Raw genomic sequence first — 26,203 nt, 5'->3', positions numbered from 1 at the left:
CGGATCGGTCGGGCGAGGGCGAATCAGTATTCCCAGAACATCCGCTGCAGCTCTTTGCTGTCATTGGTTTTGGTCAGCGCGACCATTGCCAGGATCCGGGCCTTTTGCGGGTTCAGATCGTGAGCCACAACCCAGTCGTATTTATCGTCAGGCTGTTCGGCGTTGCGCAATACAAAGCCGCCGGCATTGACGTGGGAGGAGCGAATGATCTGCACGCCATCCTTGCGCAAGGCTTGCAGGGATGGAACTACGCGCGACGATACCGAACCATTGCCCGTGCCGGCGTGGATGATGGCTTTGGCGCCGGCTTGAGCCAGGGCCTTGTAAGCAGTGTCGCTGACGTTGCCATAGGAATAGGCGATCTCGACGTCAGGCAGGCTCTTGATGTTTTTGATGTCGAACTCCGAATCCATGGTGTGACGCTTGGCTGGCAGACGGAACCAGTAGGATTTGCCTTCTACCACCATGCCCAGCGGACCCCAGGGGCTTTTAAACGCTTCGGTCTTGATGTTGATCATCTTGCTGACGTCGCGACCCGACTGGATTTCATCGTTCATGGTCACCAGCACGCCTTTGCCCCGTGCGTCTTTGCTGCTGGCCACGGCCACCGCGTTGTACAGGTTCAGCATGCCATCGGCGGACATCGCAGTGCCCGGGCGCATGGAGCCCACGACAATGATCGGCTTCTCGGTTTTTTCCACCAGGTTCAGGAAGTACGCAGTTTCTTCCAGGGTGTCGGTACCGTGGGTGATCACGATGCCATCGACGTCTTTGTTGTCGGCCAGCTCGGCGACGCGGCGACCCAGTTGCAGAAGGTTTTCGTTGGTAATGCTTTCGGAGGCGATCTGCATGACCTGTTCGCCGCGAACGTTAGCCAGTTGGCTCAGCTCAGGAACGCCAGCGATCAACTGTTCAATGCCGACTTTCGCCGCTTGATAGGTTGCGCTGTTGGCGGTGCTGGCGCCTGCGCCGGCAATGGTGCCGCCGGTGGCCAGGATCACCACGTTGGCCAGTTTCTGTTGGGTTTCGGCTTCTTTGGCCTGAAGGGCGGTGGGCAGAAGCAGCAGCAGGGCCAAGGCGCCCGGAACAAAGGTCTTGAGTGCAGATGTCATTATTTTTCTCTTCTGGTTGTGAGGCGGTGCAGATGCAAGTTCATCTAGCCCCGGGCGAATCTGAACGCCGGAGGGTGCGAGGGGAAAAGCAGGATCTGTACCAGTAATATCCGGAATTTAAAAAAACGCTTAAGTTAATGATTTGTAACGGTATTTTTGTTTGTGGTCAGGACGGTTTCGAGGGCGGGGCGTCCGGAATGCCGAACATGTTTAACTTTCGCGTTCGGCTCTCCGAAACGGATCGCTGCCTTGTTTAAGATTTCAACGGGTCAAATCATCACCAACGACTAAAGAAACGCCCGCGCCGGTCGATGCCCCTTGAAGGGATCTTTTTCTTCAGGAGTTCACATGTCGTTATCTATTGGCTTCCCGAATGCCGCGGGCATCACCATCGGAGGAAAGTCTGCGGCGACCATTCGCGCTTCAGGCGATATGACAGAGGATGTGGCTGTTACAGTGCCAGGTGTAAAGGAAAGCGACGGCACCCAGATTAAAACCGGTCCGGTAGGTCTGGGAGAAAGTGCCGGCACACAGGCCGAATCGCAAACCAGCGATAACACCAGCGTTGCGGTGAAAATCCTGCTCAAGCGTTTGCAGGAGCTTCAGCAGCAATTGCGCGAGCAACAGCAGCAACTGGCGCAAGCCCAGGCAGCGTCCTATTCAACCCCGCAAGCCAAGACCACGGCGGTAGCGGCCATTCAGGGGCAGGTTGCCGACACCAACGGCGCCATCCTGCAAGTGAGTGCGAGTCTGATCAAAGAGCTGGCCAAGGGGGCTGGCGCGGGATCAGTAGTCAACACCACGGCGTGAACGGGGTGCCGTTTTCCGCTGGACATCTCTGAAAGCACTTTTCAGGTCGTTGACAAATATCGGCAGGGTTCGCATAGTTCGCTTCACGCAAACGTTTGCGCGACTCCAGTGATGGCTTTCCATCGAGGTGGGTCGTGAAGCTTACGTCGGTGCAAGCGTTGCTCACAATAATCATAAGATCGGAGTGAACCCATGAAGCTGCCATTCGCTGGACGTCTTCTCGCTGTCGCTATGCTGGCCGCCGCATCCGCAGCATTGCCTGTCTCCTCGGCTTTTGCTGAAACCACGGAAAAACCGAAAGTCGCACTGGTCATGAAATCCCTGGCCAATGAGTTCTTCCTGACCATGGAAGACGGCGCCAAGGCTTACCAGAAAGATCACTCCGGCGAATTCGAGCTCATCTCCAACGGCATCAAGGATGAAACCGACACCGCAGGCCAGACGCGCATCGTCGAGCAGATGATCCTGGCCAAGGTCAATGCACTGGTGATTGCGCCGGCAGACTCCAAGGCCATGGTCCCGGTGATCAAGAAAGCCATCGATGCCGGTATCACCGTGGTCAACATCGACAACCAGCTGGACCCCGCCGTCGTCAAAAGCAAAAACATCAATGTGCCGTTCGTAGGCCCGGACAACCGCAAGGGCGCACGGCTGGTGGGCGATTACCTGGCCAAACAGCTGAAGGCCGGTGACGAAGTCGGCATCATCGAAGGCGTGTCCACCACCACCAATGCCCAGCAGCGCACCGCAGGTTTCAAGGATGCGATGGAAGCGGCGCAGATCAAGGTCGTGTCCGTGCAATCCGGTGACTGGGAGATCGACAAGGGCAACAAGGTGGCCGCCTCGATTCTCAGTGAATACCCGCAAACCAAGGCCCTGCTGGCCGGCAACGACAGCATGGCGGTCGGCGCAGTGTCGGCGGTGCGCGCCGCGGGCAAGGCCGGCAAGGTGCTAGTGGTCGGCTACGACAACATCAATGCCATCCAGCCAATGCTCAAGGATGGTCGCGTGCTGGCCACGGCGGACCAGTTTGCGGCCAAACAGGCAGTGTTCGGCATCGAGACGGCATTGAAAATTCTCAAGGGTGAAACGGTCGACAGCGGCGCCAATGGCGTGATCGAAACGCCGGTAGAACTGGTCACCAAGTAGCCCTCTGGCGACGCAGCGGCGCTCGTCCAGCCGGACGAGCGCATGGAGAGTTTTTATGTCAGTTTCCGTCCCGAACGCTGTCCTCTCGGTCAGCGGTATCGGCAAGACCTACGCCCAACCGGTTCTTACCGGCATCGACCTGACGCTGATGCGCGGGGAAGTGCTGGCGTTGACCGGCGAGAACGGCGCAGGCAAAAGCACGCTGTCGAAGATCATTGGCGGGCTGGTCACGCCGACCACCGGCCGGATGCAGTTTCAGGGGCAGGACTATCGTCCGGGTAGCCGGGCTCAGGCTGAAGCGCTGGGTATCCGCATGGTCATGCAGGAGCTCAATCTGCTGCCGACCTTGTCGGTGGCGGAAAACCTGTTTCTCGACAACCTGCCCAGCAGAGGCGGCTGGATCAATCGCAAGCAGTTGCGCAAGGCTGCCATCGAGGCCATGGCCCAGGTCGGGCTCGACGCCATTGACCCGGACACCCTGGTCGGCGAGCTGGGCATTGGCCACCAGCAAATGGTCGAGATCGCCCGCAACCTGATTGGCGATTGTCATGTGCTGATTCTCGACGAGCCGACGGCGATGCTCACTGCCCGCGAAGTCGAAATGCTGTTCGAGCAGGTCACCCGCCTGCGGGCTCGCGGCGTATCGATCATCTACATCTCCCACCGCCTCGAAGAGCTGGCGCGGGTCGCGCAGCGCATTGCCGTACTGCGCGATGGCAACCTGGTTTGCGTCGAGCCAATGGCCAACTACAACAGCGAGCAACTGGTCACCCTGATGGTCGGGCGCGAGCTCGGCGAACATATCGATATGGGGGCGCGCAAGATCGGCGCTCCGGTGTTGACGGTCAAGGGCCTGAGCCGTGCCGACAAGGTTCGCGACGTGTCGTTCGAAGTCCGTGCCGGCGAGATTTTCGGCATTTCCGGTTTGATCGGCGCGGGGCGTACCGAGTTGCTGCGCCTGATCTTCGGTGCCGATATCGCCGACAGCGGAACGATTGCCCTGGGGTCGCCGGCACAGGTTGTCAGCATTCATTCGCCAGTGGATGCAGTAGGTCATGGCATCGCCTTGATCACCGAAGATCGCAAGGGCGAAGGTCTTTTGCTGACCCAGTCGATCGGCGCCAACATCGCCTTGGGCAACATGCCCGGCATCTCCAGCGCGGGCTTGGTCGACAACGATCGCGCAAACGCCCTGGCCCAGCGTCAGATCGATGCCATGCGCATTCGCAGCTCCGGGCCGGCACAGCTGGTGTCCGAGTTGTCCGGCGGCAATCAGCAGAAAGTCGTCATCGGCCGTTGGCTGGAGCGCGACTGTTCGGTGTTGCTGTTCGACGAGCCGACCCGCGGCATCGACGTCGGCGCCAAGTTCGATATCTACAACCTGCTCGGTGAGTTGACCCGCAAGGGCAAGGCACTGGTGGTGGTCTCCAGCGACCTGCGCGAGTTGATGTTGATCTGCGACCGGATCGGCGTGCTGTCGGCGGGACGCCTGATCGATACATTCGATCGCGACAGCTGGACTCAGGATGAATTGCTTGCCGCTGCTTTTGCCGGCTACCAAAAACGTGATGCGCAGCTCTTTGAAGCCGCGCCTGGGGATCTTCCATGAAAACCGCTTCTTTCGCCGGCACACGCAGTGGCAACTTCTACGGCCTGGGCACTTACCTGGGGCTGGCGGGTGCCTTGTTGGCGATGATCGTGCTGTTCTCGGTGCTGAGCAGTCACTTCCTGTCCTACGATACGTTCAGTACCCTGGCCAACCAGATTCCGGACCTGATGGTGCTGGCGGTCGGCATGACCTTTGTGTTGATCATCGGTGGCATCGACCTGTCGGTAGGTTCGGTGCTGGCATTGGCAGCTTCGACCGTGAGCGTGGCGATACTTGGCTGGGGTTGGAGCGTCTTGCCTGCAGCGTTGCTCGGTATGGCCGTCGCGGCGCTCGCCGGCACTATCACCGGCTCGATCACGGTGGCCTGGCGGATTCCGTCGTTCATCGTGTCCCTGGGCGTGCTGGAAATGGCGCGCGGGGTGGCGTACCAGATGACCGGTTCGCGTACGGCCTACATCGGCGATGCGTTCGCCTGGTTGTCCAACCCGATCGCCTTCGGCATTTCGCCGTCGTTCATCATTGCGTTGCTGATCATTTTCATCGCCCAGGCCGTATTGACCCGCACGGTGTTCGGTCGCTACCTGATCGGTATCGGCACCAACGAAGAGGCGGTGCGGTTGGCGGGGATCAATCCCAAGCCTTACAAAATCCTGGTCTTCAGCCTGATGGGGTTGCTGGCCGGCATTGCTGCGTTGTTCCAGATTTCCCGCCTGGAAGCCGCCGACCCGAATGCCGGCTCCGGTCTTGAGTTGCAGGTGATCGCGGCCGTCGTGATCGGCGGGACCAGCCTGATGGGCGGGCGCGGCTCGGTGATCAGCACGTTTTTTGGCGTGCTGATCATTTCCGTGCTGGCCGCGGGGCTGGCGCAGATCGGCGCAACCGAGCCAACCAAGCGCATCATTACCGGCGCGGTGATCGTGGTGGCGGTGGTGCTGGACACCTATCGCAGTCAACGCGCAAGCCGGCGGACCTGAGTCATGGCGACTATCAAAGATGTGGCAGCCCTTGCCGGCATTTCCTACACCACGGTTTCCCATGTGGTGAACAAGACCCGCCCGGTCAGTGAAGAAGTCCGGATCAAGGTCGAGGCGGCAATCCAGACCCTCGACTATGTTCCCAGTGCGGTGGCCCGTTCACTCAAGGCCAAGACCACGGCGACCATCGGCCTGTTGGTGCCCAACAGCCTCAACCCGTATTTCGCCGAACTGGCCCGGGGCATCGAGGATTACTGCGAGCGAAACGGTTACTGCGTCATCCTGTGCAACTCCGACGACAATCCGGACAAGCAGCGCAGCTACTTGCGGGTACTGCTGGAAAAGCGCATCGACGGCCTGATTGTCGCCTCGGCCGGCGGCGACAGTCGCCTGGTACAAGGCCTGAAAGGCGTCCGCACGCCCATGGTGATTGTCGACCGCGGACTGGACGGTATCGATGCGGACCTGGTGCGCATCGACCATGAATACGGCGCGTATCTGGCGACCCGGCATCTGCTGGAACTGGGGCACCGGGATATCGCCACGATCAGCGGACCGGAAAACACCAGCGTGGCGCAGATGCGTCTGGCGGGTTATCGCCGGGCTTTGAAGGAGGCGGGCGTCGAAGTCTCTTCCGAGCGCATGCTGGAAAGCGATTTCACCAGCACCGGCGGTTACGGTGCCGCCGCAATTCTGCTGGAAAACAACCCGCCTACCGCCATTTTTGCGGCCAACGACATGATCGGCATCGGCGTGCTCCGAGCCGCCGCCGAGCGCAATATTCGCGTACCGAGTGAGTTGTCGGTGATCGGCTTCGACGATATCCAGATGAGTCAGTATGTCTATCCGTCGTTGACCACGGTGGGGCAATCGATCGTGCAACTCGGCGAAATGGCCGCCGAAGTGCTTTTACGGCGAATCGCCACGCCGGGCCTGGCGACTGATCAGCGGATCGTGACGCCGAGTATCGTCATACGTGAATCGACGGCGCCGTTGGCGGGCGTGTTTGCCCAGTGCCGTTGAAAATAGAAAGCCGTTGAAAACAGAAAGCCGCTGAATCAAAAACGCCGCCGAAACAGACTCGATGAGTAGCAATGTATGCCAGCAAAAGTAGTGGTAATAGGCAGTTTGAACATGGACCTGGTAACCCGGGCACCACGCTTGCCCAAGGGCGGTGAAACGCTGATTGGTCAGTCGTTTACCACCGTCTGCGGCGGCAAGGGCGCCAATCAGGCCGTGGCTGCGGCGCGGCTGGGAGCCCAGGTGTCGATGATCGGGTGCGTGGGCAGTGACGTCTATGGTGAGGCACTGCGCGGGGCGCTGTTGGCCGAGCAGATCGATTGTCAGGCGGTGAGCACCGTTGACGGTTCCAGCGGTGTGGCGTTGATTGTGGTCGATGACAGCAGTCAGAACACCATCGTGATCGTCCCCGGCGCCAATGGTGCATTGACCACAGAAGCCATTGACCGTTTTGATTCGGTGATACACGCGGCGGACGTGCTCATTTGTCAGCTGGAAGTGCCCGATGCTTCTGTTGGCCATGCGCTCAAGCGCGGTCGCGAGCTGGGCAAGACCGTCATCCTCAATCCGGCGCCAGCCAGTCGTCCGTTGCCAGCGGACTGGTACGCGTCCATCGATTACCTGATTCCCAACGAAAGCGAGGCATCAGCCCTGAGTGGGCTGTCGGTGGACTCCCTGGACACCGCGCAAGCCGCGGCGACCCGCCTGATAGCCCTGGGCGCCGGCAAGGTGATCATCACCCTCGGTGCGCAAGGTTCGCTGTTTGCCGATGGCCAGCGCTTCGAACATTTCCCCGCGCCCGTGGTAAAGGCTGTCGATACCACGGCGGCTGGTGACACGTTCGTCGGCGGTTTCGCGGCGGCGCTGGCCGCGGGGCAAGATGAGGTACAGGCGATCCGCTTCGGGCAGGTGGCTGCGGCGTTGTCGGTCACCCGTGCCGGCGCGCAACCTTCGATTCCCGCCTTGAGCGATGTACAGGCGTTTAAAATTCCATGAAAAAGACACCCCTGCTCAACATTGCATTGTCACGGCTGATCGCTTCATTGGGACATGGCGACAGGGTCGTCATCGGGGATGCGGGGCTGCCGGTTCCCCCCGGCGTTGAATTGATCGACCTGGCCCTGACCCATGGCATTCCGGATTTTGTCAGCACCCTGAAGGTGGTGCTCAGTGAGATGCAGGTCGAAAGCCATGTGCTGGCTCAGGAAATCTTCGATAAAAAGCCGTCGGCCCTGGTCACGCTGGATGAGCTGGACGGCGAAGGCGCACTGGGTCGGCGTGAGGTGCTCACCCATGAACAATTCAAGGTCCTGAGCCGGCAGGCCAGGGCGATTGTCCGGACAGGCGAGTGTCAGCCGTACTGCAACATTGTGCTGGTCGCCGGCGTAACGTTTTGACTGGCTGTCCGCGTGTTTGATGTCCCCGGCACAAGGAGTGTGTTCCGTATCGCTATGCTCAGAAACCAAACCCACTGCTCCGGAGCCTGCTGCTTTGACCTTGAAGACCGCAACGAACACCCACGAGGCAGCAAAGATCGACTTGATCATCGACACCGATCCAGGGGCTGACGATGTCGTTGCCCTGTTGTTCGCCCTGGCATCGCCGGATGAGCTGAATGTTCGGGCATTGACCACCGTTGCCGGCAACGTTCCCCTGGACAAGACCTCGCGCAACGCACGATTGGCCCGGGAATGGGCGGGGCGTGAGGAGGTGCCGGTCTATGCCGGTGCACCCGGGCCGCTGATGCGCGCGCCGATCCATGCCGAGGATATTCATGGTAGGGAAGGTCTGTCGGGCGTCGCGGTGCATGAGCCGAAGAAGGGGCTGGAAAAGGGCAGTGCGGTGACTTACCTGATTGATACGCTGAAATCGGCCAGGCCCCACAGCATTACTATCGCCATGCTCGGCCCGCAGACCAATCTGGCCCTGGCGCTGATCCAGGCGCCGGGTATCGTGCAGGGCATCAAGGAAGTGGTGGTCATGGGCGGTGCGCACTTCAATGGCGGCAACATCACGCCGGTGGCCGAGTTCAACCTGTTCGCCGATCCGCAAGCCGCCGAAGTGGTACTCAGGAGTGGTGTAAAGCTGACCTACCTGTCGCTGGATGTGACCCACAAGATCCTGACCAGCGAAGCGCGCCTGCAACAGATTGCCGCGCTGAACAACAACGCCAGTCGGGTGGTGAGCGACATTCTCAATGAATACGTCAAGGGCGACATGGAACACTACGGCATTCCGGGCGGCCCGGTGCATGACGCCACGGTTGTCGCTTACCTGCTCAAACCGCAGTTGTTCAGCGGTCGCTCGGTCAACGTGGTGGTCGACAGTCGCGAAGGGCCGACCTTTGGACAAACCATCGTCGACTGGTATGACGGCTTGAAGGCGCCAAAGAACGCCTTCTGGGTTGAAAACGGCGATGCCCAGGGCTTCTTCGATCTGCTGACCGAGCGCCTGGCCCGCCTGAAGTAAGCATCATCTCCCGCAGGTGGTTTTACTCCCTCGCGTTAACCGCTTAGGATTTTTGGTCCGACAGATGTTTCTCGAAGATCTGCTCGATGAACGATTGGGCGGCTTCGGTTCCAAGGTCCCTGACCAGCAGGTCGATACCGATAATGGCGAGCTCCTCCGTGCTGCCTGGGCTGTAGGAGCTGTGGCCGTCTTGCCACTTGGCCTTGATGTCAGCGTCGATGGTTACGGTGGTCATGATGGCGCTCGTGAGGTCGGGGAAGGCTGAGTGCCGAGTTAACCACTTTGCGGGGCTTTTGACACGTCGACTTAGGCAGCAAAGGAGGGCTGTGCGACACTTGGTCTCTGACGAATATTCAAGGAATGCGCTGTGCAGATCGATTTGAACTCCCCGGATGGCCTGACCCTTGAGGCGGTGCGCCGGTTGCTGGCCGGCGCCAGTGACGATGAACACACTCAGTTGCGGGTCACCAAAGGAGGCATTGCCTACATCTCCTCGGGTGTCGTGGGCGGTACCGATATCGACGGGTTGTTGTTCCGGCTGGAAACCTGGGCCAAGGGCTCCGGTTATGTCGGGCGAGTCGCGGCCAGCGATGAAGTCTGGGTCATGCAGATCTTCAATGCCTTGAAAGAGAACTGGCCCAATCCGCCATTCGACTACATCGACGTCTATTGAGCGTCGTTCATATTCAGTCACGATTCAGTGATTAAGGGCAGGGCGCCGCTCAGGCAGAATCGCGGCTCGTCCGGATCATGGGCACTGCCTGTGAAACCAAACGCCAGTCTGGCTGTCGCACGATCTCAGCTTAATCATTGAATAAGGAGGCTTCATGCCTTGGAAGCTCGCGTCATTGGGTGCTTTGTTGGCCGTTGCCACGCTGGCCGGTTGCAGCACTGCCTCTACCGAGTCGGCAGCAACGGATGTTGCGACGACAGACTCGGGTCACAGCCGCTGTGAAGCGAAGGCTGCCGAGTTCACCATCGGTAAACAGGCATCGCCGCAGCTGCTTGAGCAAGCGCGTACCCGCGCAGGAGCGCAAAATGCGCGGTTCCTGCTGCCAACCGACATGGTGACGCTGGAGTACCGTTCCGACCGCCTGAATCTGAACACCGATGCCAATAAGGTGGTCACCCGCGTCAACTGCGGCTGATCGCCCGGCTTTTGTTTCACCCATAAAAAACCCCGTCACATGGACGGGGTTTTTTTAGTGCGCCTGGAAATTACTCTGGGCGAACTTGAGCAGCTTGCATACCCTTTTGGCCTTTCTCAGCCACGAAGGAAACAGTCTGGCCTTCTTTCAGGCTTTTGAAACCGTCGCTTTCGATAGCTTTGAAGTGTACGAACAGGTCGTCACCGCCACCTTGAGGAGTGATGAAGCCGAAGCCTTTTTCATCGTTGAACCATTTAACGGTGCCGGTTTGGCGATTAGACATGGTGTATCTCCAAGAAACATATATTTTCAGTAGTGCTGTGCTGCTCAGGCCAACTGGGCACACCCGGATATCATAGTCGAAATGTTCGCTTTGGGAGCCCCCCGGGCGAGCTGTTTGCCGATCGGTCGTGGTTTCTTTATGTCTTTAAATGGCTGAAAGCCCCGGTTTATAAGGCTTTCAGCCGAAAGAAAAGACGAAAAAAAAGCTGTAAAACCTTCAAAAAATGTCAGATAAAGTGACATTCGGCCTGTTTTTTCGGTCATTGCAGGTGAAAAAAACAATGCGAGAAGCTTATTTCTTCGCCCCGGGATCGACCCTGCAAGTGGCGATTTTCTTCATCGCCTGATTTCCCAGTTCTTGACTTGCCGTGCCGTCCATCAATGCCTGAAGGTCTTTGGCAGGATAGGATTTGATCTGGTCGGCGCCGCAACCACAGACGGCTTTTGCCTTCGCATCACCGATCTTTTGTGCCGCTGCAGGGACGCATTGCGCCATGTATTTCTCGCGCTCACCCTTTGGCCAATCGGCGTGGGCGGCCAATGGCAGCAGCAGAACGATGGGTGCGACTACGGCGAACAAACGGTTCAGACGCATGCTGGGATGCTCCTTGTGGGTCAATGTCTTGTTATCTGAGCGCTAATGCGTGGCTCAAGTTCATCACTCTGGCATAAAAACGCCTGATTTACCGCGTCGGAAAACCTCTGCGCAGCTACCGCCGTTCATCTGTGCTAGCATGCCCCGCTCGGGCGTTTGCAGGCTCCGACGGACCTTCAGTCCCGGCAGCGGCAGATGCGCGATTAACCCTGATTTGAATCCCAGTCACTCTGGTTCGGTTTTCCGGTTGGCCGCAAGGCTCCTGCCGCTGTAAGGCAGGCGTTCGTCATTGAATGGCCTGGACCGGATCTTGTACTGGCTCATCCCAACCCACGTGACCTTTGGTAGGGGTCACCACTAGGAGAGGAGGCGCCATGCCAACTATTACTCTTCCCGACGGCAGTCAACGTTCATTCGATCACCCGGTTTCCGTAGCCGAGGTCGCCGCATCCATCGGTGCAGGCCTGGCCAAGGCCACCGTGGCCGGCAAGGTCAATGGCAAGCTGGTCGACGCCAGCGACATCATCGACAGCGACGCGTCGCTGCAAATCATCACGCCAAAGGATGAAGAGGGGCTGGAGATCATTCGCCACTCTTGCGCCCACCTGGTTGGCCATGCAGTCAAACAGTTGTACCCGACCGCCAAAATGGTCATCGGTCCGGTCATCGACGAAGGTTTCTATTACGACATCGCCTTCGAGCGTCCATTCACTCCGGACGACCTGGCGGCCATCGAACAGCGCATGCAGCAGCTGATCGAGAAAGATTACGACGTGATCAAGAAAGTCACTCCGCGCGCCGAAGTGATCGAAGTGTTCAAGGCCCGTGGCGAAGACTACAAGTTGCGCCTGGTCGAAGACATGCCGAACGAGCAGGCCATGGGCCTGTACTATCACGAAGAATACGTCGACATGTGCCGCGGCCCGCACGTGCCGAACACGCGCTTCCTGAAATCCTTCAAGCTGACCAAGCTGTCCGGCGCCTACTGGCGTGGCGATGCCAAGAACGAGCAATTGCAGCGCGTCTACGGCACCGCCTGGGCGGACAAGAAGCAACTGGCGGCCTACATCCAGCGCATCGAAGAAGCCGAAAAACGCGACCACCGCAAGATCGGCAAGCGCCTGGGCCTGTTCCACACCCAGGAAGAAGCGCCGGGCATGGTGTTCTGGCATCCCAATGGCTGGACCCTGTACCAGGTACTCGAGCAGTACATGCGCAAGGTGCAGCGCGACAACGGTTACCTGGAAATCAAGACCCCCCAGGTCGTTGACCGCAGCCTGTGGGAAAAGTCCGGGCACTGGGCCAACTACGCCGACAACATGTTCACCACCCAGTCGGAAAGCCGCGACTACGCGATCAAGCCGATGAACTGCCCGTGCCATGTGCAGGTGTTCAACCAGGGCCTGAAGAGCTACCGCGAGTTGCCGATGCGCCTGGCCGAATTCGGTGCCTGCCACCGTAACGAGCCATCGGGTGCCTTGCACGGCATCATGCGCGTGCGTGGATTCACCCAGGACGACGCGCACATTTTCTGCACCGAAGAACAGATGCAGGCTGAATCCGCTGCGTTCATCAAGCTGACCATGGATGTCTACGCCGACTTCGGCTTCACCGATGTCGAGATGAAGCTGTCCACTCGTCCGGAAAAACGCGTCGGTTCCGACGAGCTTTGGGATCGCGCCGAAGCTGCACTGGCCGCAGCCCTTGATAGCGCGGGCCTGCCGTACGATCTGCAACCGGGCGAGGGTGCGTTCTACGGTCCGAAGATCGAGTTCTCGCTGAAAGATTGCCTTGGTCGCGTCTGGCAATGTGGTACCCTGCAGCTCGATTTTAACCTGCCTGTGCGTCTGGGAGCCGAATACGTCTCCGAAGACAACAGCCGCAAGCACCCGGTCATGTTGCACCGGGCGATCCTGGGGTCTTTCGAACGCTTCGTCGGAATACTGATCGAGCACTACGAGGGTGCATTCCCTGCGTGGCTGGCTCCGACCCAGGCAGTGGTGATGAATATCACTGATAAACAGGCTGATTTTGCCGCCGAAGTGGAAAAAACTCTCAACGAAAGCGGGTTTCGTGCCAAGTCTGACTTGAGAAATGAAAAGATCGGCTTTAAAATCCGCGAGCATACGTTGCTCAAGGTTCCTTATCTCCTGGTTATCGGAGATCGGGAAGTCGAGATGCAGACTGTCGCTGTGCGTACTCGTGAAGGTGCTGACCTGGGCTCGATGCCCGTCGCCCGGTTCGCTGAGTTCCTCGCGCAAGCGGTTTCCCGGCGTGGTCGCCCAGATTCGGAGTAATTATTATTAAGCGTGAAATGAGACAAGATAAACGAGCTGCACCGAAAGCCCCGATCAACGAGAATATCTCGGCACGCGAGGTTCGGTTAATTGGAGCTGAAGGTGAACAGCTCGGGATTGTGTCAATTGAAGACGCGCTTCTTAAGGCTGAAGAGGCCAAGCTGGATCTGGTGGAGATTTCCGCCGATGCAGTACCACCTGTTTGCAAACTGATGGACTACGGCAAATCGATCTTCGAAAAGAAGAAGCAGGTTGCTGCGGCCAAGAAAAACCAGAAGCAGATTCAGGTTAAAGAAATCAAGTTTCGTCCAGGGACGGAGGAAGGGGATTACCAGGTAAAACTGCGCAACCTGGTACGTTTCCTGAGTGATGGGGACAGGGCCAAGGTATCCTTGCGATTCCGCGGCCGTGAGATGGCCCACCAGGAGCTGGGGATGGAACTCCTCAAGCGAGTTGAAGGTGACTTGCTCGAGTACGGTTCGGTCGAACAGCATCCTAAGATGGAAGGACGCCAGCTGATCATGGTCATCGCCCCGAAAAAGAAGAAGTAATCAACAGGGCACGGCAGGCCTTCTGATTATGTTTATCAACTGAATGCGGAGTATCCGAACATGCCAAAAATGAAGACCAAAAGTGGTGCTGCTAAGCGGTTTCTGAAAACTGCTAACGGTATCAAGCACAAGCACGCTTTCAAGAGCCACATCCTGACCAAAATGTCGACCAAGCGTAAGCGTCAACTGCGCGGTAGCAGCTTGCTGCATCCGTCTGACGTGGCAAAAGTCGAGCGCATGCTGCGCCTTCGTTAATTTTAGTCAAGAATAGAGGAAGTAACTCATGGCTCGTGTAAAGCGTGGCGTCATTGCCCGTAAGCGTCACAAAAAAATTCTGAAACTTGCTAAAGGCTACTACGGCGCACGCTCCCGCGTATTCCGTGTTGCCAAGCAAGCGGTAATCAAGGCAGGCCAGTACGCCTACCGTGACCGTCGTCAGAAAAAACGTCAGTTCCGCGCTCTGTGGATCGCTCGTATCAACGCTGGTGCTCGTATCAACGGTCTGTCCTACAGCCGTTTCATCGCCGGCCTGAAAAAAGCGTCCATCGAGATCGACCGTAAGGTTCTGGCTGATCTGGCAGTGAACGAAAAAGCGGCGTTTGCTGCGATTGTCGAGAAAGCTAAAGCCACCTTGGCTTAAGTACCCCCGACAGTCACCCGGCCTCGCATCTGTGGGGTCAGGTGTTAAACGTCATAAATAGGGGAAGAGCCTTCAAGCTCTTCCCCTATTTTGTATCTGGAGTCTGTACATGGAAAACCTGGATGCGCTCGTCTCTCAAGCTCTAGAGGCTGTGCAAAGCGCTGAAGATATCAATGCCCTGGAGCAAATCCGGGTTCACTACCTTGGCAAGAAGGGTGAATTGACTCAGGTGATGAAGACCCTGGGGAATTTGCCGGCAGAAGAGCGTCCGCAGGTCGGTGCGCTGATCAACGTTGCCAAGGAGCGTGTCACAGAGGTCCTTAATGCGCGCAAGGCATTGTTTGAAGAAGCCGATCTGGCTGCCAAACTCTCCGCCGAGTCCATTGACGTGACCCTGCCTGGCCGTGGTCAGACCTCCGGTGGTCTGCACCCGGTTACCCGCACTCTGGAACGCGTCGAACAGTTCTTCACCCGTATTGGCTACGGCATCGCCGAAGGCCCCGAGGTCGAAGACGACTATCACAACTTCGAAGCGCTCAACATCCCAGGCCACCACCCGGCCCGGTCGATGCATGACACCTTCTATTTCAATGCGAACATGCTGTTGCGCACCCATACCTCGCCGGTACAGGTCCGCACCATGGAGTCGAAACAGCCGCCGATCCGCATCGTCTGCCCAGGCCGTGTATACCGCAGCGACTCCGATATCACCCACTCGCCGATGTTCCATCAGGTCGAAGGCCTGCTGATCGATCGCGACATCAATTTCGCCGACCTCAAAGGCACCATCGAAGAGTTCCTGCGGGTGTTCTTCGAAAAGGAACTGGCGGTGCGTTTCCGTCCTTCCTACTTCCCGTTCACCGAGCCATCCGCTGAAGTCGACATGGAATGCGTGATGTGCAGCGGTAAAGGCTGCCGCGTCTGCAAGCAGACCGGCTGGCTGGAAGTGATGGGCTGCGGCATGGTGCATCCGAATGTACTGCGCATGTCCGGGATCGACCCGGAAGAGTTCTCGGGCTTTGCCTTCGGCATGGGTGTCGAGCGTCTGGCCATGCTGCGTTACGGCGTGAACGACTTGCGTCTGTTCTTCGACAACGACTTGCGGTTCCTCGCGCAATTTCGCTAGTCGTAACGAATTCTTAGGAGAGCAGGATGAAATTCAGTGAACAATGGCTGCGTGGCTGGGTTAGCCCGCAGGTAAGTCGCGACGAGCTGGTTGCTCGTCTGTCGATGGCCGGTCTTGAGGTCGATAGCGTTACGCCGGCCGCCGGTGTTTTCAGTGGCGTGGTGGTTGGCGAGGTGCTGAGCACCGAACCGCACCCGGACGCCGACAAGCTGCGCGTGTGCCAGGTCAGCGATGGTTCGCAAACCTTCCAGGTCGTGTGCGGTGCGCCAAACGTGCGCCCGGGCCTGAAGATTCCTTTCGCCATGATCGGCGCCGAGCTGCCAGGCGACTTCAAGATCAAGAAGGCCAAACTGCGTGGCGTTGAGTCCAACGGCATGCTGTGCTCGCAATCCGAGCTGCAGGTCGGTGAAGGTAATGACGGTCTGATGGAGCTGCCGGCCGATGCGCCGGTCGGTCAGGACATTCGTGAATACCTGAACCTGGAAGATGCCAGCATTGAGGTCGATCTGACCCCGAACCGTGGTGACTGCCTGTCCCTGGCCGGTCTGGCCCGTGAAGTCGGCGCGCTGTACGCCGCTCCGGTGGTCCGTCCGGTGGTGGCTTCGGTGCCTGCCGCGCATGATGAAGTGCGTTCGGTAGAAGTGCTGGCGCCGGCCGCGTGCCCACGTTATCTGGGGCGTGTGATTCGTAACGTCGACCTGTCCCGGCCTACGCCGCTGTGGATGGTCGAGCGCCTGCGTCGTGCAGACGTGCGCAGCATCGACGCTGCAGTCGACATCACCAACTACGTGATGCTGGAACTGGGTCAGCCGCTGCACGCCTTCGATCTCGCCGAAATCAACGGTGGCATCCGTGTGCGCATGGCCGAAGAGGGCGAGAAGCTGGTGCTGCTCGACGGTCAGGAAGTCAGCCTGCGTAGCGATACCCTGGTGATTGCCGACCACTCCCGCGCACTGGCTATCGCCGGTGTCATGGGTGGCGAGCACAGCGGTGTGTCCGCGACCACCCGTGATGTGTTCCTGGAAAGCGCCTTCTTCGACCAGATCGCCGTAGCAGGCAAGGCCCGTTCCTATGGCCTGCACACCGATGCATCCCATCGCTACGAGCGTGGTGTGGACTGGCAACTGGCCCGTGAGGCCATGGAGCGCGCGACCGGCTTGCTGCTGGACATCACCGGTGGTGAAGCGGGTCCGATCATCGAGACCGTCAGCGAACAGCACCTGCCGAAAATCGCTCCGGTCACCCTGCGTGCCCAGCGCATTACCCAGATGCTGGGTATGGAAATGGATTCGGCCGAAGTGGAGCGTCTGCTCAATGCCTTGGGCCTGACCATTACTGCCGACGGGGCAGGGCAGTGGCGTGTAGAAGTGCCAAGCCATCGCTTCGATATCAGCCTGGAAGTCGACCTGATCGAAGAGCTGGCACGCCTGTACGGCTACAACCGTTTGCCGGTTCGTTACCCGCAAGCGCGTCTGGCGCCGCAAGCCAAGGCAGAAGCCCGTAGCGACCTGCCTGAACTGCGTCGTCTGCTGGTTGCCCGTGGATATCAGGAAGCCATTACCTACAGCTTCATCGATCCGAAACAGTTCGAACTGTTCAATCCGGGTGTTGAGCCGTTGCTGCTGGCCAATCCGATCTCCAATGACATGGCCGCCATGCGATCGTCGCTGTGGCCAGGTCTGGTCAAGGCGCTTCAGCACAACCTGAACCGTCAGCAGGATCGCGTGCGTCTGTTCGAAAGCGGCCTGCGTTTCGTTGGTCAGCTCGAAGGTTTGAAGCAAGAGCCGATGTTGGCCGGTGTTGTTTGCGGTAGTCGCCTGCCGGAAGGCTGGGCGCAGGGGCGCGATACCGTCGACTTCTTCGACGTCAAGGCAGACGTGGAAGCAGTGCTGGGCTTCGCCGGTGCCCTGGATGCGTTCACTTTCGTGCCGGGCAAGCACCCAGCGCTGCACCCGGGTCAAACCGCGCGCATCGAGCGTGACGGTCGTCTGGTCGGCTTCATTGGCGCTATCCACCCTGAATTGTCGAAAACCCTCGGTCTCGACCGTCCGGTCTTCGTCTTCGAGCTGGTTCTGGCGGAAGTGGCGTCGGGCAAAATGCCTGCATTCCACGAGTTATCGCGCTTTCCTGAAGTGCGTCGTGACCTTGCACTGATTGCACACAAAGACGTCGCAGCCACGGCTGTACTGGACGTAATCCGTGAAAATGCAGGTGAATGGCTGACAGACCTCAGGCTATTTGACGTGTATCAGGGTAAAGGCATTGATCCTGATAGAAAAAGCCTCGCAGTCGGCTTGACCTGGCAGCATCCATCGCGCACTCTTAATGACGATGAGGTGAATACCGCAACGCAAAACATCCTCACCTCGCTTGAACAAAGGTTGAACGCCACGTTAAGGAAGTGACGTATGGGGGCTCTGACGAAAGCTGAGATGGCGGAACGTCTGTATGAAGAGCTGGGCCTGAACAAACGGGAGGCCAAGGAATTGGTCGAACTGTTTTTTGAAGAAATCAGGCACGCTCTTGAAGACAACGAACAAGTCAAATTGTCCGGTTTCGGCAATTTCGACCTTCGGGACAAACGCCAGCGGCCTGGCCGCAATCCGAAAACGGGGGAAGAAATCCCGATCACGGCTCGCCGTGTGGTCACCTTTCGTCCAGGGCAGAAGTTGAAGGCCCGAGTTGAGGCTTATGCTGGAACCAAGTCATAACGACGAGCTCCCCGTCATCCCGGGCAAACGCTACTTCACCATTGGTGAAGTCAGCGAGCTGTGTGCGGTAAAACCACACGTGCTGCGCTACTGGGAGCAGGAGTTTCCTCAGCTCAACCCCGTCAAACGCCGCGGAAACCGCCGGTATTATCAGCGCCAGGACGTGCTGATGATCCGGCAGATCCGCGCGCTTCTTTACGATCAGGGGTTCACCATCGGCGGAGCGCGCCTGCGTTTGTCCGGTGATGAAGCCAAAGACGACACCACCCAATACAAACAGATGATCCGCCAGATGATCGCCGAGCTCGAAGATGTGCTGGTGGTGCTCAAGAAATAAATTTCTGCTTTTAAATACTTTCAGTTTTCAAAAGCTTGCGATATATTCTTGAGCGTTCCTCGAGGTGAGGGACGTGTTTCACGCCTAGTCGGGGCGTAGCGCAGTCCGGTAGCGCACTAGCATGGGGTGCTAGGGGTCGAGTGTTCGAATCACTCCGTCCCGACCATATTTTCTGATTAAAATCAGGCACTTAAGCCGATCAGTTGGATCGGCTTTTTTGTGTCTGCGCAAAACCCGCGCAAAACTGGCGCAAAACTATCCGGTGATTTCGCTGATATTCAGGTCCGGAATTGCCTCGGACCAGATGACTTCCTCGTGGTCGCGCTGGTAGTTTTTGGTCATGCCCTCGCTCGCATGGCCTGCAATTTTCTGCCCGTCCTTTCCGGCTTTCTTGTATAGGTGCAGCGATAGCGCTCGCACTTCGTGGAAGCCCGGCATCTCTTCTTCCTTCCATCCCGCGTAGCAGTTCGCCGCCTCCCTGGCTTCCTTGAATGCTCGCGTCAAATACCGCTCCTCAACCTTCGTCCAGTGGTCCTTGGTCTGCGCCTGTTTCTGTTTCAGGCGATTGGGCTTCCGGTGCACCAAGTACGGTGACGCTGTGTCGTCACGGCAGCGACTGATCACCGCCTGCAACTCGGGCGTCACTCGAAAGCGAATCCACGCGGCATCACTGGCCTTCGCTGTCTTCTTCTGCACCAGGTATAGGAAGCCCTCCCGGATGCCATCAAAGCGCATATCGAGGATGTCCGTCCGCCGCTGGGCGGTGATCAGGGCCAGGTCGATCGCGTTCTGCAACCAGGCTGGCGCTTTTTCCCTAATTGCCTTTAGGCCCTCCACGGTGTGCCGCTTGCGCTGCTTCTTTTCGATGCGATTGATGGTGCTGGCAGCCGGATTGTCCGGGCACAGGCCCTTGGCCGCAGCATGGTTGAAAATGTCAACCAGCAGGGCCCGGCACTGGTTGGCTGTGCGTGGAGTCAGGGAGTCCAGCATCTCGGCGATCATGCGGATTGTGATCTGGTCAACTGCCTTGCCCTCGAAATGCTTGCGAAAGCGCCGGAAGTGCACGGCGTACAGGTCCAAGGTGCCCTTGGCCAGCTCGCGTGGAGGCAGGACGTCGCGCTCGTAGGTGTCGAGGAATCCTGTGAACGTTTCTGTGGCGTTATTCATCACGGCGCCAACCAGATCGGAGCCGCGCATGAACTCAAGGTTCAGCTGTTTCGCTGCATCAATGGCTTTAAGGCGATCGGCGCCGAACGAAAACCACTTCCCGTCGGTAGGCCGCCGGTAGCGATAGGTCGAGCGCCGCGCGTCGTAGTACAGGTTCTGCGGAAGTCCCTTGTTCGCAGGGTTGCGCGGCCGTGGCGCCATCATGCAGCTCCTTTCAATACCATTGCGACCAGGTCGTTGCCGTTCGAGCGGCTGAATGCGGCCCAGTCAACGTACCAGAGTTTGCCTATCTGCTCGCCGGGAACCATTCCGTTCCGGATGTGGTTGCGGATTGCCTGTGAGCAAAGCGGAGTGCCACCTCCGCCCCAGCGTCGGCGCTGAAACTCGCTTATCTTAATCAGTTCTTTTTTCATTGGATGCTCCATGCCGCGCGTGGCGGCAGAAGGTGGCGATGGGGGTACGCTGCTTTTCGCAGCGCCTGAGCTAACTTCCGGCGTCAAGCCATGAGGGGCTGCAACCGATACGCGTGGAATCGACGGCCATCCTGCGACCTGATCTCTGGAGCAAGGTCTGCCAGCTCATCAATCCGGTGATCCGCTGCGTTCAGGCGAAGCTGCAGGGCGTCACGCTCAGCGCGGATCTGGTTGATCTCCTCCTGTGCCTGGTCAACAACCTGCTGCGCTTCGTGCACTTCGATCCAGTTGCCAGTGCGGTCCTCCAGCTTTTGAACGCCGGCGTCTGAAGGCTTCAGCAGGAACATGTAGCGCGGTAGGGCATTCAGTTTGTCCCAGAACTCCTTGCCCGGGCGCGGCGTGAGGACTGTGTTGGATCGGTTTTCTGTGGGCATGGGGATACCTCGGCGGTATATTTAGCCTTTTGGGGATGGGAGGGAGTATGAGTAGTCCAATCAATAGCTATTTCGCCACTGATCGTAACAAGCAAATTTTATCTAATATGGTGAGCAAGGTTCGTGGTGGGTTGGATGCACTAAGAGATAGCGATAAGCCTAAGCATAAGTTCCTGCTTGAGTTTATTGGGGTAACGCTTTTTCACGTTCACAGTAACCCAGAAAGCTATGATGAAAGATGTATTATGAATATTGCTGCTTTGGGCGATCGATTCATGGACGAAGTGAAAAGCTTTGACCTAGGCGAGCAAAGCGCCGAGCATCTTTTTGCTTACTGCTACCGATTTGTGATTGAATATCAGCTTAGTAGTCCTCATCAGATTTCGAACGAGCTCCTCGAGATCCTGACTCGTGTATCTGATTTTGAGTATGGCGCTGCGACTACTCAAGTTAGATATGCTGGCCACCAGATGTTAATTAATGTCGTTCAACATTACCTGTACCACCCAAGTCTCAGTTCCTTAAAGGATTTGCCAGACGTCATCAAACGTTCTGAAAGCGAACGAGAGAGCGCTGAAAAAGCAATCTTAGATAGAGAAATCAGAGTGAACGCTTTGGCAGAAAAGCTTGAGACGTATGAAACAGCGTTCAATTTTGTTGGCCTTTATTCAGGTTTCAAAAGTCTGAAGACGACAAAAGTGTCTGAAAAGAGGTGGAATTTTTTCTTTCTCCTGGGGCTCGGGTTATTATTGCTAGTTCCCGTAGTGGTGAAATTTTTAAGCGTGCTCTATGCTCCAGCCAAATCTGAGCCGGACCTCATTGGTCTTGCTGCATTAGCTGGTTTGGAATTGCTGCTTCTTTATTTTTTTAGGGTCGCCCTTCAAAACTTTCGTTCTATTAAAGCCCAACTGCTCCAAATTGATTTGCGGATGACGCTTTGTCAGTTTGTGCAGAGTTATGCTGAATACTCAAAAGGCGCGCCTGAAGGTAGTGCGGGGTTGCTGGAGCGTTTTGAGCAGGTTGTCTTCAGTGGCATCGTTAACGACGAAAGCGCTATACCTTCTACATTCGACGGCTTAGATAAGCTTGCCGAATTAGTGGGAAAAATCCGTAAGTGACCCGGTCGATTCCCTCGCCAGCTGGCGTGATTCGTAGAAGTGGGGTATTTGTGTTCGGTCCGGCATGGAGCCGGAATGAAGTGACCGCGATTATTTAGGGGGGTAGTTATGGCTATTACTGGCTCTATTCAAACAGATGCGTTTCTAGACCGAAGTCCGAATCGTCAGTGTTGGTTGCTTTTTCGAGCAGGACCCCTTTCTCGTCTGAAGCAATTTCAGAATGGAAAGATGTACATGAACAGCGTTAGTTATTTTTCAGAGTTGAAGGGTGAGGAAGCTACCGCGCTAAGAAAAGATGATTTAGAAAAGAATTACTTGACGCTACACAGTCGAATGGGAGGGGCGTCGGTTGGTGAGCTTTTTGTTGAAATCGATGGAGAGGAAGTTTCATTAGGCCCGGACGCCATCATGCGAGTTGATTTGCCTAACCCCTCAAATATTTTTATTTTTTGTATGGCTGCTTTAGCTGATGGTCTCGATGGCTTGATCCCCGGTGAGCATGAAGGGAAGCTTACTTTAAGTAGTCGCTTTGCAGAGCTGGGTGATCATGTTTTGCTAGTGAATAATATCGGTGAATTCTCAAGGCGCATGAGTGCTGCAATTCTTGCGCACCCGCATTTGTATAGCTCTCCATTTTTTGAAGGAGGCTATGGGCAAGTTGATTATGTAGACATGGGTAATCACAGCGGTGTCGTCGGTTTATTTAGAAAAGATATTCAGTATGCATGGCAGAGGGAATATAGATTTTGTCTGGGGTGCGCATCTGAAGCTCTAAACGCCAATGGTGCACTCGAACTTGATATTGGAGACCTAAGTGATATTACATCTATTGTTCCCGTCGAGAAGTTTGCATCCCAGACTTTTACATTGAAGCGACACCAGTTTGAAATCAAAGATGTTGTAGTGAGCTAGTGGTACGTAGGTTGAGTGCGATAGGTGAGGGTGGGTTAGGCGCGCGCCCTGCGTGACCGATGGTGGCAATTTGGTTTGGGTTGGGGTATTACGGGTGACCGGCATGGGGCCGGGCACACGGAGAAAGCAGATGGAAGAGCACTACAAAAAAATACCAATCCCTGAAGGCCACACGCTGGTCGATAAGGGGATGGAGGCGAAAGGATCCCGCAAAGGTCAAGATACGGACATCTATTGGTATGACGAACTCAACAGCGCTGGCGAAGTAGTTGCCTCGTATGAAGTCACCGATAGCATGTCGGTCTATCCACCATTCAATCGTCACATCAGCGTTTCTAAATCATCCTGATCAAGATGGTGCAATGATCTCGTCCCCAGGATCACGCTGTAGCTCGGCGATGCTCTGATCGGAAAACGCTCGCGACACCTTTTCGTTTGGCTCGTAAGGTGTCGTGACACAGCGGAGCATCCATGCGGCAGTCTCGAAGTCAGCGGCGATCACGTTGCGCAGTAGGTTCTGATACACCTCCTGCTGGTTGTTGAAGCCGTGTTCTTCCATCAGGCGCTTTAGATCCGGTATGAACACGCCGGCCACCTCAACCTTGAATACGCCGATACCTTTCTTGGCATCGTCCGCCGCTTTCTTCTCGCGCTTCTTGCGCTGCTTGATAGCTTCCGCCGTCGGCTCCTGCTGTTCCTCGGCCATGGCCTGCCTCTTCAATACCGTGGGCTGGTAGATCCAGCCATGTCTGTCGTCGGCGCTGGCGCACCTGGTTGCTGATGCGTCTCATGCTGCCCCCTGCTGGGTCCAGACACCCACGGCGTCGAACACCCGGGCGGCCTGTTCTTCAGTCAGTGAGAGCTCGGCGGGAATGGCGATCCAGCCCGACGCAACCCGATGATTTGGGTTGCTTTCGGCGACCAGGGCTTTGTAGGTGTCCTCGATCACGTCTTCGAGGTGGGCGGCCAGATAATTGCCTTGAGGGGCGACCTCGACCGATTTGGTGTAGCGGTGGCCGTGCTGATCGCGACACTGGACGCTGACATAGATCGTCCAGCGATGGGCAAAGTCGCAGACTGCTTCGGCCATGCGTTGTCCTGGCGGGATGCTCTTGCAGCTCTTCCGGTTGAGCATCCCTTGACGTCCACTGGGGTCGATGTGGACCACCGCAACGTGATTGGCATTGAGCAGTGCCCGACTCGCTCGCTCTATCCGGGTACGCATGTTGTTGGGCTTTCGCTTTTTCATAGATTCATTGCAGTCTGGCGATTGGTTTTGGCTTCAAACTGCATGGCGATGTCGTGAGCAGCCTTGTAGTCGGCACGGAAGGCGCGAGTCTTGCCGGTGGTGAGGTCTTTAATCTGGTACATGCCGAAGCTTCCGCCGGCGACTTGGTAGCGCACCGGTTTGGCTGGGGTTCGTCGATCAACAAGACTGTAGAACCCGGAGCGGGCGGCCTTTGTTCGTTGCAGCAGCACACCGACTTCATCGAAGCGCTCAAGAAATGATGGGTGCATGGTTGATCCCTCGGAGTAGGTTAGGTGTATTCATCAGCACTCCGACCACCTGCTGGTGGCCAATTGGCCGGGAAGGGAGCTGATTGATAAATTGCAGGCGTAAAAAAGCCCGATCGGAACCGGGCCATTGTTTGCGTCACAAAGACCTGCTTAAGCGAACGCAGGTGTTGCCATCGCGGATTTCGACAAACCTGCCTGAATGCGCTGTGTGATTTCTTCTCGATGCACCTGGACATCCTTTGGTGCGCTTGTTCCGATACGTACCTGTTTGCCGCTAACACCCAGCACTGTGATCGTGATGTTGTTGCCTATGTTGATGCTTTCGCCTTCTTTGCGAGTCAAAATCAGCATTGTCCATTTCCTTGCGTGAGTTGGTTTTCCAATGCCGCCTTGCAAGAAGCGGCATCAGTGAAACATCACTGTATTACGCGGATTTCATTGCGTGGGAACCAGGCCCCGTCAAACCGAACCATGCAGCCAACAAAGGCGGCGTAGCGGGTCTCTCGATCAGTCTGGAAGCCGTAGTAGGAGCAAGTGGCCCGGGAGGCTACATTGCTCAGCAACATGCAGCCGACGATCAGGGCCAGCAGGATCAGCAGAACCTTTGCCGCGTACTTCAAGCCTCGATACCGTAGTCAGCGAGGCGCAGACCGAAGTGCATGCCTATTTCCTTCAGCACCACCAACTCTGCTGGCTCAATCTGACCATCAGCCTGGGCAACGGCAAGAATGTTAACGAAGGCTTCCTCCGCGTCGGCCGGAACGTTTTTGATGTCGGCCAGTTCCCGTTTGATCGCCAGTCGACCTACTTGAAAGTTGGCGTTCAACTGGCCTGTAAAACGATTGATTGTTTCGGTGATCTCGCTGCCGAAGTGCGTCAAATTCGGGTTGGAGCGAATCAGCTCATCCAGCTTGGAAACCTCGCTGGCTTCAATCTCTCCGTCGGCCGCGGCAACCAATAATCCGCCACCGACAATGGCCTGCATCAAGTCGCGGTTAACGACCTTCTTCATTTCGGCCTGGGCATTGCCGACTTGTTTGCCGAAGAGTTTTTTCATTCCGAACATGGTGTTTCCTCTGGTGGGATTACATCCCGCTGCACCCTGTCACCAAGGTGCAGCAGTGATGCTGTCCGTCCTATTGTCGCCGGAGGAGCGGGGCGCATTGCTTGCCGGGTCATTCACACGGTTCTGGCGTTTCACCATCGATCAGCCGTCCAGGTTGATCCTGTCGTGGGCAGGCTTTCGGGCCTGTCTGCTCGCCGGTCGCCGATAGAGGCAATGCGGTTTGTTGTTTGTTTCGCTGACTGTTAAAGAGCGGCGCGGCTTTCGCTGCTGAGCCGATGGCTTGAGCAATAAATTACTCGCGATAATACAATTGGTCAAGACCGCAGGTAATAAAAAATACAGCAGATAATAAAAACCCGCTCAATCGCGGGCTCTCTCTACGCTTCGCAGTACTCTCGCCACCCGATCCTAATGGCACCGCACTCAAGCCGATCCATGCGGACCCCATCGGTGTCTTCAATCTCCTGCATCACCTGGTGCCACGCTTCGGCAGATTCGTTCTCTGATCTGGTGACTAAAACGGATTGGATCTTCTGCGCATGCGGTGTAGCGATGAGGCGTTGGATACGTCGGCGTAGACGCTCACATAAAGTCTCAGATGAGCTTGCAGAAAGAGGGCGATGCATACGGTGATCCTTACTTTTGTCGTTTGAAAACACCACCATAAAATGTCAAATATTTGACGGGTTGGGATAGCCCTTTTCTGCTACCTGCAGCCGTCCTTATGTAAAAAGAGAAACGAAGG

General features: G+C 57.0%; 35 protein-coding genes and 1 tRNA gene. 22 read left to right on the top strand and 14 right to left on the bottom strand.

Annotated features, from left to right (window positions below; all coding sequences use genetic code 11):
• Positions 1–23 precede the first annotated feature (23 nt).
• Complete coding sequence (locus tag KGA81_RS19630) at positions 24–1,112, bottom strand: asparaginase (RefSeq protein ID WP_223547761.1); 1,089 nt, start codon at positions 1,110–1,112, stop codon at positions 24–26.
• A 348-nt stretch (positions 1,113–1,460) separates the two neighbouring features.
• Here KGA81_RS19630 and KGA81_RS19625 point away from each other — a divergent pair, with 348 nt between their 5' ends.
• The 8 genes from KGA81_RS19625 (at position 1,461) to KGA81_RS19590 (ending at position 9,143) form a co-directional block, all read left to right on the top strand.
• Positions 1,461–1,922: a hypothetical protein gene (locus KGA81_RS19625; protein WP_223547760.1), complete on the top strand. Its 462-nt coding sequence runs from the start codon at positions 1,461–1,463 to the stop codon at positions 1,920–1,922.
• A gap of 192 nt (positions 1,923–2,114) precedes the next feature.
• Positions 2,115–3,071 (top strand): sugar ABC transporter substrate-binding protein, encoded by a 957-nt coding sequence (locus tag KGA81_RS19620; RefSeq protein ID WP_223547759.1) that lies wholly within the window; start codon positions 2,115–2,117, stop codon positions 3,069–3,071.
• 55 nt (positions 3,072–3,126) lie between these two features.
• The gene (locus KGA81_RS19615) at positions 3,127–4,680 is read left to right on the top strand and encodes a sugar ABC transporter ATP-binding protein (RefSeq protein ID WP_223547758.1); all 1,554 of its coding nucleotides are present in this window, start codon (positions 3,127–3,129) and stop codon (positions 4,678–4,680) included.
• On the top strand, positions 4,677–5,654 hold the full coding sequence (locus KGA81_RS19610) for an ABC transporter permease (RefSeq protein WP_223547757.1): 978 nt from the start codon (positions 4,677–4,679) through the stop codon (positions 5,652–5,654). The genes KGA81_RS19615 and KGA81_RS19610 overlap by 4 nt, the downstream gene beginning before the upstream one ends.
• Positions 5,655–5,657: 3 nt before the next feature.
• Positions 5,658–6,677, top strand: a complete 1,020-nt coding sequence (locus KGA81_RS19605; RefSeq protein ID WP_223547756.1) for a LacI family DNA-binding transcriptional regulator — start codon at positions 5,658–5,660, stop codon at positions 6,675–6,677.
• 75 nt (positions 6,678–6,752) lie between these two features.
• Positions 6,753–7,670, top strand: coding sequence for a ribokinase (gene rbsK, locus KGA81_RS19600; protein WP_223547755.1), 918 nt, complete (start codon positions 6,753–6,755; stop codon positions 7,668–7,670).
• A complete protein-coding gene (gene rbsD, locus KGA81_RS19595) occupies positions 7,667–8,071 on the top strand; it encodes a D-ribose pyranase (RefSeq protein ID WP_223547754.1) in 405 nt (134 codons plus the stop codon). Before rbsK ends, rbsD begins: the two co-directional genes overlap by 4 nt.
• A gap of 94 nt (positions 8,072–8,165) precedes the next feature.
• A complete protein-coding gene (locus tag KGA81_RS19590) occupies positions 8,166–9,143 on the top strand; it encodes a nucleoside hydrolase (RefSeq protein WP_223547753.1) in 978 nt (325 codons plus the stop codon).
• Between the two features lie 43 nt (positions 9,144–9,186).
• Here KGA81_RS19590 and KGA81_RS19585 read toward each other — a convergent pair whose 3' ends face one another.
• Positions 9,187–9,378, bottom strand: a complete 192-nt coding sequence (locus KGA81_RS19585; protein WP_223547752.1) for a hypothetical protein — start codon at positions 9,376–9,378, stop codon at positions 9,187–9,189.
• A 132-nt stretch (positions 9,379–9,510) separates the two neighbouring features.
• On the opposite strand from KGA81_RS19585, the gene KGA81_RS19580 reads away from it, so the two are divergent.
• Positions 9,511–9,816: a hypothetical protein gene (locus tag KGA81_RS19580; protein WP_223547751.1), complete on the top strand. Its 306-nt coding sequence runs from the start codon at positions 9,511–9,513 to the stop codon at positions 9,814–9,816.
• Between the two features lie 154 nt (positions 9,817–9,970).
• Positions 9,971–10,291 carry an I78 family peptidase inhibitor gene (locus KGA81_RS19575; RefSeq protein WP_223547750.1) on the top strand — a complete coding sequence of 107 codons (321 nt, stop codon included), beginning with the start codon at positions 9,971–9,973 and terminating at the stop codon, positions 10,289–10,291.
• A 70-nt stretch (positions 10,292–10,361) separates the two neighbouring features.
• Here KGA81_RS19575 and KGA81_RS19570 read toward each other — a convergent pair whose 3' ends face one another.
• Together KGA81_RS19570 and KGA81_RS19565 are read right to left on the bottom strand one after the other, a co-directional pair.
• Positions 10,362–10,574 (bottom strand): cold-shock protein, encoded by a 213-nt coding sequence (locus KGA81_RS19570; protein WP_003179963.1) that lies wholly within the window; start codon positions 10,572–10,574, stop codon positions 10,362–10,364.
• Positions 10,575–10,865: 291 nt separating this feature from the next.
• Positions 10,866–11,168, bottom strand: a complete 303-nt coding sequence (locus KGA81_RS19565; protein ID WP_108217751.1) for a hypothetical protein — start codon at positions 11,166–11,168, stop codon at positions 10,866–10,868.
• Positions 11,169–11,542: 374 nt separating this feature from the next.
• On the opposite strand from KGA81_RS19565, the gene thrS reads away from it, so the two are divergent.
• The 9 genes from thrS to KGA81_RS19520 all read left to right on the top strand — a co-directional run bounded on the left by thrS (position 11,543) and on the right by KGA81_RS19520 (position 18,996).
• Positions 11,543–13,465, top strand: coding sequence for a threonine--tRNA ligase (gene thrS / locus KGA81_RS19560; RefSeq protein WP_223547749.1), 1,923 nt, complete (start codon positions 11,543–11,545; stop codon positions 13,463–13,465).
• A complete protein-coding gene (gene infC / locus KGA81_RS19555; RefSeq protein WP_172668659.1) occupies positions 13,465–14,016 on the top strand; it encodes a translation initiation factor IF-3 in 552 nt (183 codons plus the stop codon). The genes thrS and infC overlap by 1 nt, the downstream gene beginning before the upstream one ends.
• 60 nt (positions 14,017–14,076) lie before the next feature.
• Positions 14,077–14,271, top strand: coding sequence for a 50S ribosomal protein L35 (rpmI, locus tag KGA81_RS19550; RefSeq protein WP_002553160.1), 195 nt, complete (start codon positions 14,077–14,079; stop codon positions 14,269–14,271).
• A gap of 28 nt (positions 14,272–14,299) precedes the next feature.
• Positions 14,300–14,656, top strand: a complete 357-nt coding sequence (gene rplT, locus KGA81_RS19545) for a 50S ribosomal protein L20 (protein WP_007905879.1) — start codon at positions 14,300–14,302, stop codon at positions 14,654–14,656.
• A 109-nt stretch (positions 14,657–14,765) separates the two neighbouring features.
• Entirely contained in the window at positions 14,766–15,782 is a 1,017-nt protein-coding gene (gene pheS / locus KGA81_RS19540) for a phenylalanine--tRNA ligase subunit alpha (RefSeq protein ID WP_007975711.1), read from the top strand.
• Between the two features lie 26 nt (positions 15,783–15,808).
• Positions 15,809–18,187 (top strand): phenylalanine--tRNA ligase subunit beta, encoded by a 2,379-nt coding sequence (gene pheT / locus KGA81_RS19535; RefSeq protein ID WP_223547748.1) that lies wholly within the window; start codon positions 15,809–15,811, stop codon positions 18,185–18,187.
• Between the two features lie 3 nt (positions 18,188–18,190).
• Positions 18,191–18,493 carry an integration host factor subunit alpha gene (gene ihfA, locus KGA81_RS19530; protein WP_002553164.1) on the top strand — a complete coding sequence of 101 codons (303 nt, stop codon included), beginning with the start codon at positions 18,191–18,193 and terminating at the stop codon, positions 18,491–18,493.
• Entirely contained in the window at positions 18,474–18,830 is a 357-nt protein-coding gene (locus tag KGA81_RS19525; RefSeq protein WP_003179985.1) for a MerR family transcriptional regulator, read from the top strand. The genes ihfA and KGA81_RS19525 overlap by 20 nt, the downstream gene beginning before the upstream one ends.
• Before the next feature lie 89 nt (positions 18,831–18,919).
• Positions 18,920–18,996, top strand: a tRNA-Pro gene (locus KGA81_RS19520).
• An 89-nt stretch (positions 18,997–19,085) separates the two neighbouring features.
• Here the strand turns inward: KGA81_RS19520 and KGA81_RS19515 are convergent.
• The 3 genes from KGA81_RS19515 to KGA81_RS19505 form a co-directional block, all read right to left on the bottom strand.
• A complete protein-coding gene (locus tag KGA81_RS19515; RefSeq protein WP_154863129.1) occupies positions 19,086–20,198 on the bottom strand; it encodes a phage integrase Arm DNA-binding domain-containing protein in 1,113 nt (370 codons plus the stop codon).
• Positions 20,198–20,410: a hypothetical protein gene (locus KGA81_RS19510; protein ID WP_154863062.1), complete on the bottom strand. Its 213-nt coding sequence runs from the start codon at positions 20,408–20,410 to the stop codon at positions 20,198–20,200. Before KGA81_RS19510 ends, KGA81_RS19515 begins: the two co-directional genes overlap by 1 nt.
• Before the next feature lie 83 nt (positions 20,411–20,493).
• The gene (locus tag KGA81_RS19505) at positions 20,494–20,844 is read right to left on the bottom strand and encodes a hypothetical protein (RefSeq protein WP_154863060.1); all 351 of its coding nucleotides are present in this window, start codon (positions 20,842–20,844) and stop codon (positions 20,494–20,496) included.
• 47 nt (positions 20,845–20,891) lie between these two features.
• Between KGA81_RS19505 and KGA81_RS19500 the strand changes: the two genes are divergently transcribed.
• The 3 genes from KGA81_RS19500 to KGA81_RS19490 all read left to right on the top strand — a co-directional run bounded on the left by KGA81_RS19500 (position 20,892) and on the right by KGA81_RS19490 (position 23,223).
• Entirely contained in the window at positions 20,892–21,962 is a 1,071-nt protein-coding gene (locus KGA81_RS19500; protein ID WP_154863058.1) for a hypothetical protein, read from the top strand.
• A 234-nt stretch (positions 21,963–22,196) separates the two neighbouring features.
• The gene (locus KGA81_RS19495; protein WP_154863056.1) at positions 22,197–22,874 is read left to right on the top strand and encodes a hypothetical protein; all 678 of its coding nucleotides are present in this window, start codon (positions 22,197–22,199) and stop codon (positions 22,872–22,874) included.
• Positions 22,875–23,004: 130 nt separating this feature from the next.
• Entirely contained in the window at positions 23,005–23,223 is a 219-nt protein-coding gene (locus KGA81_RS19490) for a hypothetical protein (RefSeq protein ID WP_154863054.1), read from the top strand.
• On the opposite strand, the gene KGA81_RS19485 is transcribed toward KGA81_RS19490, so the two are convergent.
• The 7 genes from KGA81_RS19485 to KGA81_RS19455 all read right to left on the bottom strand — a co-directional run bounded on the left by KGA81_RS19485 (position 23,224) and on the right by KGA81_RS19455 (position 26,084).
• Positions 23,224–23,580 (bottom strand): hypothetical protein, encoded by a 357-nt coding sequence (locus KGA81_RS19485; protein ID WP_154863053.1) that lies wholly within the window; start codon positions 23,578–23,580, stop codon positions 23,224–23,226.
• Positions 23,581–23,661: 81 nt separating this feature from the next.
• A complete protein-coding gene (locus tag KGA81_RS19480) occupies positions 23,662–24,123 on the bottom strand; it encodes a hypothetical protein (RefSeq protein WP_223547747.1) in 462 nt (153 codons plus the stop codon).
• Positions 24,120–24,392 carry a hypothetical protein gene (locus KGA81_RS19475; RefSeq protein ID WP_154863049.1) on the bottom strand — a complete coding sequence of 91 codons (273 nt, stop codon included), beginning with the start codon at positions 24,390–24,392 and terminating at the stop codon, positions 24,120–24,122. The genes KGA81_RS19480 and KGA81_RS19475 overlap by 4 nt, the downstream gene beginning before the upstream one ends.
• A gap of 150 nt (positions 24,393–24,542) precedes the next feature.
• Positions 24,543–24,743, bottom strand: a complete 201-nt coding sequence (csrA, locus tag KGA81_RS19470; protein ID WP_154863047.1) for a carbon storage regulator CsrA — start codon at positions 24,741–24,743, stop codon at positions 24,543–24,545.
• Between the two features lie 65 nt (positions 24,744–24,808).
• Positions 24,809–25,012, bottom strand: a complete 204-nt coding sequence (locus tag KGA81_RS19465) for a hypothetical protein (protein WP_154863045.1) — start codon at positions 25,010–25,012, stop codon at positions 24,809–24,811.
• Positions 25,009–25,458 (bottom strand): tellurite resistance TerB family protein, encoded by a 450-nt coding sequence (locus KGA81_RS19460; protein ID WP_060540004.1) that lies wholly within the window; start codon positions 25,456–25,458, stop codon positions 25,009–25,011. Before KGA81_RS19460 ends, KGA81_RS19465 begins: the two co-directional genes overlap by 4 nt.
• 377 nt (positions 25,459–25,835) lie before the next feature.
• Positions 25,836–26,084, bottom strand: a complete 249-nt coding sequence (locus tag KGA81_RS19455) for a DUF1654 domain-containing protein (RefSeq protein WP_154863044.1) — start codon at positions 26,082–26,084, stop codon at positions 25,836–25,838.
• Positions 26,085–26,203 lie beyond the last annotated feature (119 nt).

This window comes from Pseudomonas sp. A-B-19 (assembly GCF_019947515.1).
Classification (GTDB): domain Bacteria; phylum Pseudomonadota; class Gammaproteobacteria; order Pseudomonadales; family Pseudomonadaceae; genus Aquipseudomonas.
This window is presented reverse-complemented; position numbering and strand designations above follow the sequence as displayed.